The organism is Archangium violaceum (assembly GCF_016887565.1).
Taxonomy (GTDB): Bacteria; Myxococcota; Myxococcia; order Myxococcales; family Myxococcaceae; genus Archangium; species Archangium violaceum_B.
This window is the reverse complement of sequence record NZ_CP069396.1, coordinates 1,304,961-1,321,067: the sequence shown is the minus strand read 5'-3', so window position 1 is coordinate 1,321,067 and position 16,107 is coordinate 1,304,961. Positions and strand designations below refer to the sequence as shown.

The 16,107-nt window shown below is 70.0% G+C and carries 11 protein-coding genes and 1 pseudogene; 6 read left to right on the top strand and 6 right to left on the bottom strand.

Going from position 1 to position 16,107, the window contains the following annotated elements:
- Nucleotides 1–13: 13 nt before the first annotated feature.
- The 5 genes and pseudogenes from JRI60_RS05640 to JRI60_RS05620 all read right to left on the bottom strand — a co-directional run.
- Nucleotides 14–3,172: an ATP-binding protein gene (locus JRI60_RS05640; protein WP_204224830.1), complete on the bottom strand. Its 3,159-nt coding sequence runs from the start codon at nucleotides 3,170–3,172 to the stop codon at nucleotides 14–16.
- A gap of 102 nt (nucleotides 3,173–3,274) precedes the next feature.
- Nucleotides 3,275–7,243 carry a protein kinase domain-containing protein gene (locus JRI60_RS05635; RefSeq protein WP_204224829.1) on the bottom strand — a complete coding sequence of 1,323 codons (3,969 nt, stop codon included), beginning with the start codon at nucleotides 7,241–7,243 and terminating at the stop codon, nucleotides 3,275–3,277.
- 143 nt (nucleotides 7,244–7,386) lie between these two features.
- A complete protein-coding gene (locus JRI60_RS05630) occupies nucleotides 7,387–8,211 on the bottom strand; it encodes a 2,3,4,5-tetrahydropyridine-2,6-dicarboxylate N-succinyltransferase (protein ID WP_204224828.1) in 825 nt (274 codons plus the stop codon).
- A gap of 42 nt (nucleotides 8,212–8,253) precedes the next feature.
- Nucleotides 8,254–8,562: a PRC-barrel domain containing protein gene (locus JRI60_RS05625; RefSeq protein ID WP_239470366.1), complete on the bottom strand. Its 309-nt coding sequence runs from the start codon at nucleotides 8,560–8,562 to the stop codon at nucleotides 8,254–8,256.
- 95 nt (nucleotides 8,563–8,657) lie between these two features.
- Nucleotides 8,658–8,852, bottom strand: a pseudogene (locus JRI60_RS05620) (SelT/SelW/SelH family protein); the annotation flags it as partial.
- A 187-nt stretch (nucleotides 8,853–9,039) separates the two neighbouring features.
- Between JRI60_RS05620 and JRI60_RS05615 the strand changes: the two are divergent.
- The 6 genes from JRI60_RS05615 (at nucleotide 9,040) to JRI60_RS05590 (ending at nucleotide 14,916) form a co-directional block, all read left to right on the top strand.
- The gene (locus JRI60_RS05615) at nucleotides 9,040–10,470 is read left to right on the top strand and encodes a pyridoxal phosphate-dependent decarboxylase family protein (protein ID WP_204224827.1); all 1,431 of its coding nucleotides are present in this window, start codon (nucleotides 9,040–9,042) and stop codon (nucleotides 10,468–10,470) included.
- Nucleotides 10,471–10,790: 320 nt separating this feature from the next.
- Nucleotides 10,791–11,783: a fatty acid desaturase family protein gene (locus JRI60_RS05610; protein WP_239470364.1), complete on the top strand. Its 993-nt coding sequence runs from the start codon at nucleotides 10,791–10,793 to the stop codon at nucleotides 11,781–11,783.
- On the top strand, nucleotides 11,780–12,151 hold the full coding sequence (locus JRI60_RS05605) for a hypothetical protein (RefSeq protein WP_204224825.1): 372 nt from the start codon (nucleotides 11,780–11,782) through the stop codon (nucleotides 12,149–12,151). The genes JRI60_RS05610 and JRI60_RS05605 overlap by 4 nt, the downstream gene beginning before the upstream one ends.
- Nucleotides 12,152–12,231: 80 nt before the next feature.
- On the top strand, nucleotides 12,232–12,951 hold the full coding sequence (locus JRI60_RS05600) for a glycosyltransferase family 2 protein (protein ID WP_204224824.1): 720 nt from the start codon (nucleotides 12,232–12,234) through the stop codon (nucleotides 12,949–12,951).
- A 125-nt stretch (nucleotides 12,952–13,076) separates the two neighbouring features.
- Complete coding sequence (locus JRI60_RS05595; protein WP_204224823.1) at nucleotides 13,077–13,640, top strand: putative ABC transporter permease; 564 nt, start codon at nucleotides 13,077–13,079, stop codon at nucleotides 13,638–13,640.
- Between the two features lie 241 nt (nucleotides 13,641–13,881).
- A complete protein-coding gene (locus JRI60_RS05590; RefSeq protein WP_043412497.1) occupies nucleotides 13,882–14,916 on the top strand; it encodes a rod shape-determining protein in 1,035 nt (344 codons plus the stop codon).
- Between the two features lie 32 nt (nucleotides 14,917–14,948).
- Here the strand turns inward: JRI60_RS05590 and JRI60_RS05585 are convergent, their stop codons facing one another.
- The gene (locus JRI60_RS05585; RefSeq protein ID WP_204224822.1) at nucleotides 14,949–16,106 is read right to left on the bottom strand and encodes an ABC transporter permease; all 1,158 of its coding nucleotides are present in this window, start codon (nucleotides 16,104–16,106) and stop codon (nucleotides 14,949–14,951) included.
- Nucleotide 16,107 lies beyond the last annotated feature (1 nt).

Genomic DNA, 16,107 nt, shown 5'->3' with positions numbered 1-16,107 from the left:
TCCCTTCCTCCCTTCATCCTGGAAGGAGGAGCTCCCGCTCGGGACCGGACACGGGAAGGTGCTCCCCGGACGAAGCCTCCGCCAGGGGGATGCGGAAGGAGAACGTCGAGCCCTTTCCCGGGGAGCTCGTCAGCCAGATGTGTCCCCCATGCGCCTCGATGATCTGCCGGCACAGGTACAGCCCGAGCCCCACCACCCCCGTGTAGCCCGGCGACCCGGGTGGCACCGGCTCGTAGAGGGGCTCGAAGACATGGGGCTGGCGCTCCGGCGGAATGCCCGGGCCGTGGTCGTGCACGGACACCACCACCTCGCCTCCCTGCCTCCGGGCCTCCAGCTCGATGGCTCCACCGGACTGGGGGGAGTACCGGATGGCGTTCTCCAGCAGATGGGACAGCACCTCGCCCAGCAGGTAGCCATCGCCATCGACGACGAGCGAGTCGGGGGCCTCGACGTGGATCGGGCACTCCGTGGTTCCCGCCGCCTTCTCCACCCGCTCCTGGATCAGGGCGTGGAGCTCGAACGGCTGGCGCTTCAGCTTCGGCACACCGGGAGCCATCTTCACGGCGGCGAACAGGTGCTCCACCAACCGGGTGATGCGCCGGGTGTTGCGTGCGATGGCGGCGAGCCCCTTGCTCTGGCGGGGAGTGGGCGCCTCCTTCTCAAGCAGGACCTCCGCCCAGGTCTGGATGGCGGTGACGGGAGTCTTCAGCTCGTGGGCGGCGGCCGCCATGAACTCCTCGCGCAGCCGCAGGGCGTCGCGCACCTGTTGGAACAGGCGGGCCTTCTCGATGGCCACGGCGAACAGCTGGCCCAGCGTGGAGTGGAACTCCAGCTCGCGAGAGGAGAAGGTGCGTGTGGCGTAGGTGCCGTAGGTCATCACCCCCACCAGGCGCCCGCGCGAGCGCAGCGGAAACGCCGCCACGCCGCGCACCCCCTCTTCCGCCCAGATGCACGAGACGCCGGGCTGTCCTTCCGTCTGGACGTCCTCGACGACCTGGATGAGCTCCGTCCGGGCCGCTTGCGCCGCGAGCACGGGAGCATCGAAGGAGAGGTGCCCCAGACGCTCGTCTTTCGGGAGATGGTGCGAGGCGAGCAGGGTGAGCTCCCGGCGCTCCGGCTCGGCCAGCCAGAGCGCGACGACATCGGCGCGCAGGCTGTGCAGGCTCTGCTCGATGACCACCTCGGCGATGCGCTCGAGCTCCACCTCGCTCACCAGCGCCTGGCCGACCCGCGCCAGCGCCAGCTCCTGGTCGAGCAGCCGCTCCAGCTCGTCCTCCACCCGCTTGTGCTCGGTGATGTCCTGCACCGTCCCCAGGATGCGCACCGGGTGGCCTTCCTCGTCCTGGAGGACCTCGACCTCCTGGTGGACGATGCGCTCCGTGCCGTCCGGGCGGAGGATGCGATGGTCCAGGCGGAAGGGCTCCAGCCTCTCCCGCGCCGCCTCCATCGCCTTCTCGATGCCCTGCCGCTCATCGGGAGGAACGAGGGAGAGGAGCGTCTCATAGGAGAGCGCGCACGCGTAGGGGGCCAGACCCAGGATGCGGCAGACCTCATCCGAACCGTGGAACTGATTGCTCGCCAGGTCCCAATCCCAGTTGCCCAGGTGCGCGATGCGCTGCGCCTGGGCGAGGCTCTCCTCGCTCCTGCGCAGGGCCTCCTCCTCCTGCCGGTGCCGGGTGATGTCGCGCATGACGATCTCCCCGAGGATGATCTGCCCGGACGCATCCCGGACGGGAGCGCCATTGGTGCTCAGCAGGAGCTGTCTGCCATCCAGGCTGCGCAGGCGCATCTCCGCGTCGGTGAAGGTCTCCCCCCTCAGCGCGCGAGCCAGTGGCAGCTCCTTCTGCGCCATCGGGCGTCCATCCGGGTGCCGGAGGTCGTAGCGCTGGAGGCTCTCGGACAGGGGAATCTCGTCGAACGTGGCCTGGCCCTTGAACCCCACCAGCCGGGCGCCCGCGGGATTGGTGCTGACCACCCGCCCTTCCGGGCTGGCGAGGAAGATGGCATCCGGCACGCTGTTGATGATGGCCGCCAGCTCGAGCGCCTGGTGCTCGGCCTCCTTGTGCAGGGCGTTCACCTCCGTCTCGCGCCGCGCGACCTCGGCCGCCATGGTGTTGAAGGCCGTGCCCAGGTCCTCCATCTCATCCCCCGTCTGGATGTGCACGCGCGCCTCCCGGTCGCCCCGTCCCAGCGCCAGGGCGGCCGCCCGGAGCTGCCGCACCGGGCGGGCATAGAAGCGCGTCAGCCCCAGGGCCAGCAGGAGGCTCAGCACGAGGATGCCCCCGAAGACGCCGAGCCTCAGGCGCATCTGCGCGTAGATGGGTGCCAGGGCCAGGTCGCGCTCGACCGACACCCCCACGGCCCAGGGATACCGGGGGACTGGGGTGAAGGCCCCCAGGTGCTCGTCTCCCAGGAAGGGGCTCTTGAACCGGGCCAACCGGCTCGGCAGTCCCTTGAGCGCCTCATGCACGGCGTCGAAGTGGAGGTAGGAACCACTCTGCCGGTAGGGGAGGTAGGCGGCGCCGGTATGGAAGGCCAGCCTGCCGCTGGGGTCGACCAGGAGGATGACCTGCCGCTGCTGGAAGCGGGCATCCAGGAAGCGATCCGCGAGCTGCTCGGACCTGAGCCGGATGGTGACGACCCCGATGGACCGTCCTCCGTCGCCATGGATGGGAATGATGGCGATCAACCCCGCGCGCCGGGTGTGCTCCATCTCCTGCACGTCGGAGATGACGGGGGAATTGCTCGCCATCACCTGTTGGAAGTACGGGCGGTCGTGGATGTCGGGTCCGGGTTCGGCGAAGCCGGCCGGGCCTCCCCACCCTCGCTGGATGCCCTGGGCGTCGTAGACCCCGATGGACTCATAGAGGGGGCTGTGCTCGACCATCGTCCTCAGGTGCGAGTCCAGCACGCCGGGGTCCAGGGCGCGGATCATGGGGTCCTGCGCCACGGCCCAGCCGAGCCCGATGGCGCCATCGAAGACCTCGGAGACCTGCACGGCGACGGACTGGGCCGTCAGCGACTGGGCTTCCAGGATGAACGCCTGGGTCCTTCGCAGGTCGGAGAGGAAGCCGGCGATCAGCAGCCCCAGGACCGGGAGGAGCACCAGGACGAAGGCCGCGAGCAACTTGCCGTGGAAGTGCAGACGAAACCGGGTCGGTCGGGGGTTCATACGCGGTCATCACCTCATCGGTTCCTCGGTCGGGACCTCATGGAACGCGCCCACTCAGAAGAGGGAGCCGTAAAGCAACTTTCGTGATGAGCGGCGCGCGTGTCATGCGGGCACCGGCGGCGCGGAGGGAGCGGGAGACTGCTCGAGCCTCTGCCGCGCGAGGCGCTCGAAGTTGAGGGCCCCCTGCTCATGGGCCACCGCGAGCGCACACCGGAAGCTGGCCTCGGCCTCCTGCTCACGGCCGAGCCGGCGCAGGCTCTCTCCCCGCAGCCGGTGCAGTGCCGAGGCGTAGAAGCGCTCCTCGCCCAGCTCGGCCAGCGCCTGGTCCACCACCTCCAGCGCCTGCTGGGGCTGTCTGCGCAGCAGGTGGATCTCCGCCAGCATGCCGCGGGAGTGGCTCCGACTGGCCTGGATGCCGGAGGCGTGCAATTGCTCGAACCCCTGCCGCATGAGCGCCAGGCCCTGCGGCGCCCACCCCAGCCCGGCCAGGGCCCAGCTGCGCAGGAGCGCCGAGCCGCCCCGCCAGAACCGGAAGTCGTGCTCGCTCGAGAGCGCCAGGCATCGCTCCGCCAGCTCCAGGGTGCTGGCCACATCCCCCCGGAACTGGGAGCCCAGTGCCACGGAGTAGAGGGCGAAGGCGGAGGTGTGCAGGTGGCCGATCCGTCCGGCCAGCGATAGCGCCTCTTGCGCCCAGGAGCGGGCCTGCTCCCACTCACCTCCCCAGGAGAGGATGACCGAGCCGGAGGCCAGCGCCGCCACTCGCGGATCCACCCAGTACCGGAGAGCCAGCACCCGGTGCTCCTCCAGGGTGAAGTACGAGCACTCCAGCGCGAGCTCCGCATGCTCCCGCGCGGCGCGGCCCTCCCCTCGGGAGAAGGCCACCATGCACACCATCCAGTGCCCCAGGGCGAGCAGCTCCCGGTGGTGCTGGCGTTGACCCAGGTCCACCAGCCGATCCGCCAGCCCCCGCGCCAGGGGCAGCTCGCCGCGCGCCAGATAGAAGGAGAAGACCCACCAGTAGGACAGCTCCAACCGGGACAGCTCGTCGCCCACCGCGCCGAACAGCACGCGCACGCGAGAGAAGATCTGCTCCACCTCCGGGGTCTGATAGCCCCGAGCCTGCACCAGGGGAATGCCCAGCATCACCAGGAGCCGCAGCTCCTCGCCCCGGTGCTGGCTCGCGTCCGGCAGGGAGCGCAACAGCTTCAGCGCCCGCGTGAGGTGCTCGATGGCCTCCTGGTTGGCCGAGCGCTGGCTGGCGAGCTCCCCGGCGCGAGCCCACCACTCGAGGGCCCGCGCGGGCTGATCCGCCTCCGTATAATGATGCGCCAGCAGCTCCGGATGGGACTCCGCCACGTCGGGGAAGGACTCCTCCAGCACCTCGGCGATGCGCTGGTGGTACTCGCGCCGGGTGCCACGCAGCAGCGACTGACAGGCCGCGTCCTGGATGAGGGCGTGCCGGAACCGGTACTCCGTCGGCCCCTCGCCCGGCCCCTCCCGCTCCAGGATGCCCGCGGCGACCAGCCCCTCCAGGTCCCTGTGCCTGGCGGCCTCGGACTGCTGGGTGAGCGCCGCCACCAGGGCACTCGAGAAGCTCCTCCCCATCACCGAGCAGAGCTGCGCCAGCATCTTCTGCCGCGAAGGCAGCGCATCCAGGCGCGCGAGCAACAGCTCGTGCAGGCTCAGGGGAATGGAGGCGGACGGATCTCCAGCGGCCTGCCGCTCCAGCATCATGCGCGTCAGCTCCTCGGCGAAGAGCGGAACGCCCTCCGTCCTCTTCACGAGCTGCCGCACCACGTCCGAGGCCAGGGACCGGCCCCGGACCATCTCCCGCACCAGCACCTGGGTGTTCTTCTCGGACAGCCGCTCCAGCGAGAGGACGTGGAGCCCGGGCCACAGGGGCGCGGCGTCGCGCGACTCGGGGCGGGAGCTGAGCAGCAGCAGCACCCGGGACTGCGTCACCGACTCGCGCAGCGAGGCCAGGAGCTCCAGGGTGGAAGGGTCCGCCCAATGCAGGTCCTCCACCACGGCCAGCACCGGGCGCTCGTGAGCCAGGCTCCGCAGCAGGAGGGCCAGGGCCTCGAAGACCAGGGACTTGCGCCGCTCCGGCGTGAGCTGGGTGGAGGGCAGCGTCTCCAGGGGAGGGAGGGACAGCAGTGAGACGAGCGCCTGCCGGTGTTCGACCGAGAGGCCGAGCGCGCGCAGCCGCTGTTCCACCCCACGAAGCGAGAAGGACGAGGAGCCTTCCGCGCGTGCGTCCTCGAGCAGGCGCTGGAGCAGCTCGATGATGGGATAGAGCGCGCTGGTGGAGAACGAGGAGCCACACTGGGCACTCAGGCGGCAGTCGGCCTCGGGAGCCAGCCGTGAGCGCACCTCGTGGATGAGGCGGGACTTGCCCAGGCCGGCCTCGCCACGGAGCAGGAGGGCGGCGCCCTGCCCTCGCCGGGCCCGCTCCCACAAGCCGAGCACCTCTCCCAGCTCGCGCTCCCGCCCGACCAGGGGGGTCAGCCCGAAGGCCTCGCGCGTCCGTTCGAAGCGCGAGCCCCCCTTGCGCTCGCTCAGCGCCCGGAACACCCGCACCGGGTGTTGGGCCGGCGGCACCGTGGGGCTCCGGCTCCCGAGCGACTCCAGCTCGAAGGCGGCACGCACCAGGGCCCGGGTGGCCTCGCTGAGGAGCACCGTGCCGGGCTCGGCCTGCCGGGCCAGCCAGGCGGTCACATCGGGGGCCTCGCCCGACAGGACGGGCCCCCCCGCGCTCTCGTGCAGCGCCACCCTGTCCGTGTGGATGCCGACCGCCACGGAGAGCCCTCGCGTGGACGGGTGAGGCAGCTTGTGCTGGAGCACCCGGGGGAGCTCACGAATCAGGAGCAATCCCGCGTGGACGGCATGCCTGGAGTCCTCCTCCTGGACATGGGGGTAGCCGAAGCAGGCCAGCACCTGGGAGCCCATGGCCGGAGTGACCGAGCCCCCCTGCTGGCCGAGCAGCTCCGCGCAGCTATCATGGAAGGCGGTCTCCAGCTCATCGAGATCCTCGGGGTCGAGCGCCGCCGGGAGGCCGGTCAGCACGCAGCACACCAGCGTCACCTGTCGACGTTGGGGAAGGGAGCTCTGTCCCTGCTCGCGGCGCAGCCCGAGGTGCTCACCCAGCTCGCGCAGCTCCTCCAACAGCTCCTGCCCCGAGGGAATGCGCCGGGTGGGGTCCTTGGCCAGCGCCGAGGCGAGCAGCTGCTCCACCTCCGGCGACAACTCGGGGCGGAGAGCGCGCACCGAGGGCAGCGGCTCCGGAGAGGTCACCCGGGCACGGAGCTCATCGGCACGCAGGAAGGGGAAGGGCCGCACGCCGGTCAGCAGCTCGTAGAACAGCAGCCCCGCGGCCCAGACGTCGGTCCGCGCGTCCTGGGGCCGGCCCAACCACTGCTCTGGCGCCATGTACAGGGGAGTGCCCGCCGTGGACATCTCCGGCACGGGCAGGGTGCTCGCCACCAGGTGGGCCAGGCCGAAGTCCAACAGCTTCACCGTCCCCTCGCGGGTGAGGAAGACGTTGGCTGGCTTCAGGTCCCGGTGGATGAGATGCCGGAGGTGGGCGTGGGCCAGGCCAGCGGCCACGCCCTCCATGAGCATCATCGCCTGCTTCAGCTCCGGGCGGCCCCTGAGCAGCAGCTCCGCCAGCGATTGACCCTCCAGATATTCCATCACCAGGAAGGGCAGCCGCTGTCCTCCGTGCTCGACACGCCACTCGGACACGTCGAAGAGGCGGACGATGTTCTCGTGGTTCAGCCGGGCGATGGCCCGGGCCTCGCGCTGGAGCAGCTCGGTGGCCCGGCTCCCGAGAGACGCGGAGCGGGGCGTCAGGAACTTGAGCGCCACCTCGCGCTGCAGCTCCGAGTCCCAGGCCCGGAACACCTCGCCCATGGAGCCGCGGCCCAGCGCCAGCTGTATCTCGAAGCGCCGGCCGGTGGGCCCCCCCAGCTTCTCTCCGGGGACGGGACTGGGCAGCCAGGGCTCCTCGGCGTGCACCACCTCCTCCATCAAGGAGTCGCCGAAGTCCGTGTCTTCCTGAAGCGAGTCCATCCGAGGCTGCCTCCGGACGGGCTCGCGCCACCCCTGCTGCCCGTCCGGGGATTCGCCCCATCCCCTCTGGACATGTGCACGGCCTCACCCCGAGGCAACACAGCGGGCGGGCGAGGCCAGACAGAGGGGCCCTGCGACGGGGCCTATACCGGCACGGCGAAGTCGCGCAGGGCCGCGTTGAGGCTCGTCTTCTTGTCCGTGCTCTCCTTGCGCTGCCCGATGATGAGCGCGCACGGCACCATGTAGCGGCCGGCGGGGAACTGCTTCTCCTTCATGCCCGGAATGACGACGCTGCGCGCCGGCACCCGGCCCTTGTAGACCTTCTCCTCGGGGCCGGAGACGTCGATGATGGGCGTGGAGGCCGTGAGCACCACGTTGGCGCCCAGCACCGCCTCCTCCTCCACCAGCACGCCCTCCACCACGATGCAGCGGCTGCCGATGAAGGCGCGGTCCTCGATGATGACCGGCGAGGCGGTGGGTGGCTCGAGCACCCCGCCCAGTCCGACGCCGCCCGACAGGTGCACGTCACGCCCCACCTGCGCGCAACTGCCCACCGTGGCCCAGGTGTCCACCATCGTCCCCGCGCCCACGCGCGCGCCGATGTTCACATAGCCGGGCATCACCACCGCCCCGCGCTCCACGAAGGCCCCATAGCGCACCACGCCCGGCGGCACCACGCGCACGCCCGCCCCCTCCAGCCCCTTCTTCAACGGAATCTTGTCGAAGAACTCGAAGGGCTCCACCTCCATCACCTTCATGTCGGAGATGGCGAAGAACAGAAGGATGGCCTCCTTCACCCAGGCGTTCACCTTCCAGCCCTCGGGGCCCTTCTCGGCCACCCGCAGCTCGCCCGCGTCCAGCAGCGCCAGCGTCTCGCGCACCGCCGCGGCGTAATCGGCTTCCTTCAGCTTCGCCCGGTCCGCGAAGGCCGCGGACACCCTCTGGGAAAGACTCTCGATGGAGGACATGACCGCTCCTTCAAGCACGAAACCCCGCCCGGCGCACCATCCTCATGCGTGCGTCCGCGGGGGCTCGGCCAACGGATGGACTGCCGTGATGATCTCCGTGCGCAGCCGGTCTCCCACCGGCTCCACGGCGGCGTGCTCCCGGCCCGAAACGTACACGCCCTGCCCCGTCACCCGCTCCACATGGGACAGGGGCACCGCCCAGAGCCTGCGGGAGAAGCGCTGGCGCACGAACAGGACCGTCTCTCCGATGCACGCCACCTTCCCCAGCACCTTCCCGTCCTGATCCCGCACCTTCATCGCGTGCTGAATCGAGCGCCGCTCGAAAGGGGACTCCATCCAGGCTGCACCCATGACCACACCTCCCGTGACACGAAGGTGGGGCCCTGGGTCCTGGCTGGGGAGCGTGGCACCGGGTGGCGAGCCCCCGGCCGCCCGCACGCCGGGGGTCAGGAGCTGCCCGGAGAGCCGAGCACCTTGGACACGGCCTCGACGATCTGCTGCTCGGTGGGGAAGGCGAGCGACTCCTTCTTCACCACGGGCCTGCCATCCACTTCCACGATGAAGCTGCCCGAGGGACCGGGCTTCAACTCCGCGTCCAGGTTCAGCTCCTTCTTCAGCACGGCCGCCGCACGGGCGGCCCGAGGCTTGTAGCCTCAGGAATTGCAGTACGTGATGGTGATACGGGCGGCCATGGAGGGCCTCCTTTCACGGTGTGGATAGGGACTGAAACCACGCGTGACGACCAGGGTGCAAGCAGGAGACCCCTCTCCTCGTCCCATGGACCACGAATCCATTGACGCCCGGACGCCACGGGGCCATGCAGGCCCCATGTCATCCTCCCGCCTCGCCGCCGCCTACGACCCCGAGCACTTCCGCCGCCTCGGGCATCAGCTGGTGGATCAGCTCGCCGACCACCTCGCGCGCACCCTCCGCCGCGAGGGGCCGGTGCTGCCCTGGGCCCCGCCCGCCACCAACGTCGAGCGCTTCCCCGCGGACTTCCCCGAGGAGCCCTCCGGCGACCTCACGGCCCTGCTCTCGCGGGTCATCGAGGGCTCGCACCACCTGCACCACCCGCGCTACGTGGGCCACCAGGTGTCGGCCCCGGTGCCGCTGTCGGCACTGTGCGACTTCGCCTCCTCGCTGCTCAACAACGGCATGGCCGTGTACGAGATGGGGCCCGTCTCCACCGCCATGGAGCACAACGTGCTGCGGTGGATGGCCGGGGTGCTCGGAATGCCGGAGGGCGCGCGAGGCGTGCTCACCTCGGGTGGCTCCGCCGGCAACCTCACCGCGCTGCTGGCCGCGCGCCAGGCGAAGGCGGGCTTCGACGCGTGGAACGGTGGCGCCACGGCGGGGCCGCCCCTCACGGTGCTCGTCCCCGAGTCCACGCACTACAGCGTCTCGCGGGCCACCAAGGTGATGGGCTGGGGTGCGGAGGGCGTCACGCCCGTGCCGGTGGACGCGCGCTACCGGCTGCGCCCCGAGGCGCTGGAGGAGGTGCTCGCCGCAGCGAAGCGCGCGGGCCGCCGTCCCATCGCCGTGGTGGCCAGCGCCGGCTCCACCGCCACGGGCGCGTTCGATCCGCTCGAGGCCGTGGCCGACTTCTGCGAGAAGCACGGCCTGTGGTTCCACGTGGACGGGGCGCATGGTGCCTCGACGGCGCTCAGCCCCACGTACCGCCACCGGGTGAAGGGAATCGAGCGCGCGGACTCGGTGGTGTGGGACGCGCACAAGCTGATGATGATGCCGGCGCTCATCACCGCCGTGCTCTTCCGCGAGGGCAACCGCTCCTTCGAGGCCTTCGCGCAGGAGGCCTCCTATCTCTTCACGGGCCAGGACACGCGCCCGTGGAGCGACGTGGCGCTGCGCACGCTGGAGTGCACCAAGGAGATGATGGCGCTCAAGCTGTACGCCAGCCTGAGCGTGCTGGGCACGAAGCTCTTCGCGGACTCCGTCACCAGTACCTTCGACCTGTCGCGCCGCTTCGCCGAGCGCCTCCAGGCCGCCGGGGACTTCGAGCTGGCGGTGCCTCCGGACTGCAACATCGTCTGCTTCCGGCACACGCCCCAGGGGGTGCCGGCCTCGGAGCTGGACGCGCTCCAGGTGCGCCTGCGCGAGTCGCTCGTCACGAGCGGGGACTTCTACCTGGTGCAGACGACGCTCGGTGGGCGCGTGTGGCTGCGCACCACGATCATCAACCCGCTCACCACGGACGGGGACCTGGACGCACTGCTGGAGGCACTGCGCCGGGCGGCCTGAGGCTCGCCGCCGGGGCTCTCGGCTGGTGGGGGAGCCTCCGAACTTCCGGTAACCGATAAAGTTCCACCTCGTGACCACCACGTGACCGCCACGAGGTCCGAACGTGTTACGAAGGTGGCGTCACCACGAGCTGGGGTACGACCGCGCCGGGATTTGCCCCGCGCGGACCGCGAACCCATCGGTGGCCCGAGAGCGGGTGGACGTTGTCGCAGGCGACGAAGGCGAAGTTTCCGGAGGCGGGACCCTTTCATCAGGCTCTCAAGACACGGGTAGAGCGGTACTTCCAGGAGAGCGGGCGAGCACAGCGCGATCTGCCCGGCATGTACGCCAAGACGGCGGCGCTGCTCGGCTGGTTCGCGGCCTCGTATGCCTTCCTCGTCTTCGTGGCGACGGGTCCCTGGAGCGCGGTCCTCGGGTGCGTGTCGCTCGGACTGGCGATGGCCGGCATCGGCTTCAGCATCCAGCACGACGCCAACCACGGAGGTTATTCGGAGCGCAAGAGCATCAACCGGCTGCTCGCGTGGACGCTCGATGTCCTGGGTGCGTCTTCCTATGTCTGGAGCTGGAAGCACAACATCTTCCACCACAGCCATCCCAACGTGGTCGGGCTCGACGCGGACATCGACATCCAGCCCTTCTGCCGGGTGGCGCCGGGCCAGCGGCTGCACGCGGCCCACCGCTTCCAGCATGTCTACATCTGGATGCTCTACGGGCTGCTCGCGGTGAAGTGGCACTTCGTCGATGACTTCAAGGACGTGCTCAACGGGAGCGTCGGGCGGCAGAAGATGCCGCGTCCCACCGGGCGCAAGCTGGCCGGGGTCCTCGGCGGGAAGCTGTTCTTCATCGGCTGGGCGCTGGTGGTGCCGGCCCTCTTCCATCCCGTGTGGAAGGTGGCGCTCTGCTACGCGCTGACCTCGTTCGTCCTCGGGCTGACGCTGGCGAGCGTGTTCCAGCTCGCGCACTGCGTGGAGGAGGCGGAGTTTTCCGAGGTGCCCGAAGGCGGCGGCACCTTCGCGCGCGAGTGGGCGGTGCACCAGGTGGAGACGACGGTGGACTTCGCGCGGGGCAATCGGTTGCTGTGCTGGTATCTGGGTGGGCTCAACTTCCAGGTGGTGCACCACCTGTTCCCGAGGGTGTGCCATCTGCACTACCCGGCGCTCTCGCGGCTCGTCGAGGAGACGTGCCGGGAGCACGGCGTGCGCTACCGCGCGCAGGAGAGCGTGGGCGCGGCATTGGGGAGCCACGTGCGCTGGCTCAAGCGGATGGGCCAGCCAGAGGTCGTGGAAGCGGTCATGGTGGAGGCGGTGGTATGAACGACGAGACTCCAGAGAAGGTTCGCTTCGGGCGTGCGCAGAAGTTCCGGCTCTCCCCGAAGGGCAGCGAGGCCGTGTCGGCGTACACCCTCATGGTGGAGAAGGCGCGTGCGGGGGCGGGGCGAGCCCAGTTCGACGCGGCCCGTGAGGCCTGGAGCAGCCCCCGGGGGCTCACCTCGGAGGATGGGCTCTTCCTCGTGGAGTTCGGGATGGGGGAGAGGACCGTCTCGGAGGCGGCGCGCGGCCTGGAGGATTGTGCCTCCTCGAAGGAGGTCAAGGCGGCGGTGGATCGCCTCCTGGGGTGCGGCATGCTCGAGCCGGTGCCCGCGCCGGCCCCTCCGCCCCCTGCGCAGCGCCGGTACTGGTAGGAGGGGCGTCCCCGTTTCCAGGGGCTCCCCCTACCGAAGAGTCGCGCGGGGCTCGGAAATCGGATAGAGCCGGCCCCGCCATGCTCGTCTCGGTCGTCATCCCCGTCTACAACGAGATTGCCACCCTCGCCGAAATCCTCCGCCGCGTGACCGCGGTGGACTTCCCCAAGGAGCTCGTCATCGTGGACGACTGCTCCCGGGATGGGAGCCGCGAGTTCCTCCAGCAGCTCGCCGACAAGGGCCTGTCCGCCCTCGACGGCACCCCGAAGAACCGCAACGAGCTGCGCATCCTCTTCCAGGAGAAGAACCAGGGGAAGGGCGCCGCCCTGCGCCGCGGCTTCTCCGAGTCCTCCGGGGACATCGTCATCATCCAGGACGCGGACCTCGAGTACGACCCGAAGGAGATTCCCCGCGTCATCCAGCCCATCATCGATGGCGACGCGGACGTCGTCTTCGGCAGCCGCTTCACCGGCACGCCCCGGCGAGTCCTCTACTTCTGGCACTCGGTGCTCAACCACTTCCTCACCATGCTGTCCAACATGACCAGCAACCTGAACCTCACGGACATGGAGACCTGCTACAAGGCCTTCCGCGCCGAGGTCATCCGGTCGGTCAACATCGAGGAGGACCGCTTCGGCATCGAGCCGGAAATCACCGCCAAGGTGGCTCGCGGGGGCTGGCGCGTCTTCGAGGTGCCCATCAGCTACCACGGGCGCACCTACGAGGAGGGCAAGAAGATCGGCTGGAAGGATGGCGTCCGGGCCCTCTACGCCATCGGCAAGTACGCCATCAAACGCTGAGTACCCCTTGAGGGTGTCGGGCGGCCGACACCCTCCGGCCCGCCCTGGGCCCGCTCGTCCGCCCGGTGACTCACCGACCGCCTGTCCCAGGTGCCCATCGGGAATCCGGTTCCTAGGTTCCGAGAGTGCTACCGCGATTCCTGCTGTACGGGTGTGCTGGCTGGGTGATGGAGGTGTGTTTCACCGGCATGGGGGCGGCTCTCTTCGAGCGGGATAGGAACGCCACGGCGACGACGTACCTCTGGATGCACCCCATCTACGGCGCCACGGCGCTGGGGCTGGAGTTCCTCCATGACCGGCTGCGCTTCCTTCCCCGGCCCGTGCGCGCACTTGCCTACACCACGGTCATCCTGGGCGCCGAGTTCGCCACGGGATGGGTGCTGCGCAAGGCGCTCGGCCGCTGCCCCTGGGACTACGAGCAGCGGGGTTTGAACGTGAAGGGGCTCGTCCGCCTGGACTACGCCCCCTTCTGGTACGCCGCCGGCCTGCTCTTCGAGCCCGTGCGCGAGGCCCTCCTGCGCATCACCAGCGAGGCCCTCCGCCAGACACCCGAGTACCGGCATGCGGTGGAGACCGGCGCGGTGGCCGAGCCCTTCCACCTCGGCCCCGTCTCCACCGAGCAGGAGGCCGGGGAAGCGGCGGACACCTTCCTCCTGGCCGAGGAGACCGAGCCCCGCCCCTCCTACTGAGAGGAGCCGGGCGAGCGGCGAGCATGTGGGGGAAACCCCTCACCCCGGACCATCTCTCAGAGGGAGGAAGGGCGGATGGAGGGAGAGGACGGGGGGCCCCGAGGCCCGGACGCTCTCCGGCCGGGCCGTGCACTTGACAGTTGCCTTTTCTTCCTGCTGAGAGCCCTGCGTAGTAGGTTGCCGCGCGTTCCCTGAAAGTGCAGGGAAATGACGCCGCACCACCGAAAGTTTCCGCCCCCGTATGTTCGACTGGCTCCACACTCTCTTTTCGCGCGACCTCGCCATCGACCTGGGCACGGCCAACACGCTCATCTACATCCGCGGTCAAGGCATCGTCTCCAATGAGCCTTCCGTCGTCGCCGTGCAGCAGGACGCGCGGGGCGGCAAGAAGGTGCTTGCCGTGGGCAAGGAGGCCAAGGAGATGCTCGGCCGTACGCCGGGCAACATCGTGGCCATCCGCCCCATGAAGGACGGCGTCATCGCCGACTTCGAGATCACCGCGGCGATGTTGCGCTACTTCATCCAGACGGCGCACAACCGCAAGTCGCTGGTGAGCCCGCGCATCGTCATCGGCATCCCCTCGGGCATCACCGAGGTGGAGCGCCGCGCCGTGCGTGAAGCCGCCGCCAATGCCGGTGCCCGCGAGGTCTACCTGATTGAACAGCCGATGGCCGCGGCCATTGGAGCCGGCCTGCCGGTGACCGAGCCGAGCGGCAACATGATCGTCGACATCGGCGGTGGAACGTCCGACGTGGCGGTCATCAGCCTGGCGGGCATCGTGTTCGCCAAGAGCGTGCGAATCGGCGGCGACAAGCTGGACGAGGCGATCATCCAGTACGTCAAGCGCAAGTACAACCTGCTCATCGGCGAGCGCACGGCGGAGCTCATCAAGATGGGCATCGGCACGGCGTACCCCACCGAGGAGGTCATGACCATGGAGATCAAGGGTCGAGACCTGGTGGCGGGAGTGCCGCGCACGCTGACGGTGAGCAGCGACGAGGTGCGCGACGCGCTGAGCGAGCCGGTGAACGGCATCGTGGAGGCGGTGAAGCTGACGCTGGAGCGCACGCCGCCGGAGCTTGCCGGAGACATCGCGGACCGCGGCATCGTGCTGGCCGGTGGTGGCGCGCTGCTCAAGAACCTGGACACGCTGCTGCGCGAGGAGACGGGCCTGCCGGTGTTCCTGGCGGAGGATCCGCTGTCGGCGGTGGTGATGGGAGCGGGCAAGGCGCTGGAGTCGCTCGACATCCTGCGCCAGGTCTGCCAGCCGGGCTGAGCCCCCTCCCCTCTCCCTTCGGGAGAGGGGAGCTAGGCCCTCAGTGCATCCAGGATGGACAGCCGTGAGGCGCGCAGCGCGGGCAACATCCCGCCCAGTGTGCCCATCAGCGTCCCGAAGACGAGCGCCGCCACCACGATGCCCGGTGTCGGCGTGAAGCCGAAGCGCACCTCGGCGAACGTCTGGAAGTTCAGGGTGCGGATCTCCATCCACCGCGTGGCCAGCGCCCCCAGCGCGCCCAGCACCCCTCCAGCCGCGCCCAGCACGGCCGATTCGATGAGGATGCTCGCCAGCACGCTGCGGCGCCGGTAGCCCACCGCCCTCAGCATGCCCAGCTCGGTGATCCGCGCCGACACCTGCGCGTACATGGTGATCATCGCCCCCAGCACCGCGCCCACGCTGAAGATGAAGGACACGAACAGGCCGAGCACCCGGATGAAGGTGGCCAGCCATGTGGCCTGCTCCGCCCAGTACTCGGGCTCCGGCTTCGCCTCGAGCGTGAAGCGCGGGTCTCCCTCCACCGCCTGGATGAAGGCATCCCGGGCCGGCACCGAGCCCGTCCGCACGACGATGGAGCTGAGCCCCGGCCGGTCGAAGGCCGAGCCCAGCCGGTTGACGTCCACCCAGAGCTCGGACTCGTAGGCCCCGCCGTCCGCCGAGAAGACGCCCACCACGGGCCAGCGCTGTTCCGCGAAGCGCAGCTCGCCTCCCAGCCGCGCTCCCGGCGAGCGACCCACCAGCGCCTCGCCCAGGGCGATCTCGTTCGTCCCCACCCTCGGAGGCCGTCCCGCGATGAGCCGCACGACGGGCCGGATGGCGAAGCTCTGGGGACCGATGCCTCGCGCGTTGACGTTGGACTCCTTGCCGTCCGGGCGGGGCAGCAGCACCGGCACCACCAGCTCGCCGGCCACCAGCGGGTCCCCCTGCACCGAGGAGGCCACCTGCGTCGCGCTGCCCAGGGCCCGCAGGGCATCGCGCTCCACGGTGCTCATCAGCTCGCTGGTGGAGCCCTTGTTGAGGAGGACGACGTTGCGCGGGTCTCCTCCCGAGGCGAGCGCGGACTCGATGCCGTTGGCCAGCATCAGCACCGCGGCGAAGACGAAGACGACGAGCCCCAGGCCCACCACGGTGAGCCCCGTCGACAGCCGCCGGGCCCAGAGGCTGCGCGTGTTGTAGTAGAGGGGAATCATC